The sequence below is a fragment of the Methylobacterium variabile genome (assembly GCF_001043975.1).
GTDB classification, from domain to species: Bacteria; Pseudomonadota; Alphaproteobacteria; order Rhizobiales; family Beijerinckiaceae; genus Methylobacterium; species Methylobacterium variabile.
The window spans coordinates 1-845 of the sequence record NZ_LABY01000147.1; the positions used below are offsets into that span (position 1 = coordinate 1).

The 845-nt window shown below is 68.5% G+C and carries 1 protein-coding gene; it reads right to left on the reverse strand.

Going from position 1 to position 845, the window contains the following annotated elements; translation table 11 throughout:
* Positions 1–228 (reverse strand): PAS domain-containing protein (locus tag VQ02_RS38765; RefSeq protein WP_048446020.1); only part of this gene is annotated, 228 nt, incomplete at its 3' end.
* Positions 229–845 lie beyond the last annotated feature (617 nt).

Below are 845 nucleotides of genomic sequence, written 5' to 3' on the forward strand. Positions count from 1 at the left end.
CGGCCCCTGGAGGAAGCGGCAATTCCGGCCCAGGATCTCGGTGTGCGCGTAGCCCGTCAGCTTGGAGAAGGCGTTGTTGACGAAGACGATGGGGTTGTCCGGCTGGTTGGGGTCGGTGATCAGCATCGGCATGCGGGTCGCCCGCACGGCCGCGGCGAACGGGTCCGCGCTCGGGGTCGTCCGCGCGATCTCGGCGTCGATGCGGCTCTGCTCTCGGCGATCAGTCACAGGTTCGCAGTCTCCTCCGCGATCGGCAGCGTCCAGCTCGCGGCAGCGGTTCCGAAACTCGCCGCGAAGCGAGTTTGTTGCGCACAACCTGTGTCATAGTGCAGGGAAATGTCCGGTACGAGGTGCTGTCGTCGCGGGGAGCGGCGCTTTTCGGATCTTTCGGACATTTCCGCCGATGTCCAGCCTTAGGACAGCTTTCCCACCAGCCTGCCGTCACTCCCGCCGCCGGAGGACGGGCGGCCGGACGGATGATCGCGGTCGGTCTGCTGGGGGAGGCGGGATTTATTCTCCCGGACCGGCAGGGCGCAGGCTGCGTCCACTTGCCTCATTGGGCATCCGGTTGCCGCGGGCGGCCGACATGGTCCCTCAGGTCTTGCGACGTGCGAGGCGCTTCGCGCGAGGTCCGGCCGAACGCTTCGGGCGATCGCCGGACGATCGACCTGCGGCCACGGCGGGACGCCGTCGCATCGCGGATGCCTGCTTCGCTTGGTCGCGCGGAGCGAGGCGCCGCGCGGGTCCCGGATCGCGGGGCGCACCTCGCCCGCCGCGGCTCAGCGATAGAAGAACACCGTCCGGTAGCCCTTGACCAGCACCACCTCGACGTCGATCCCGTTGAA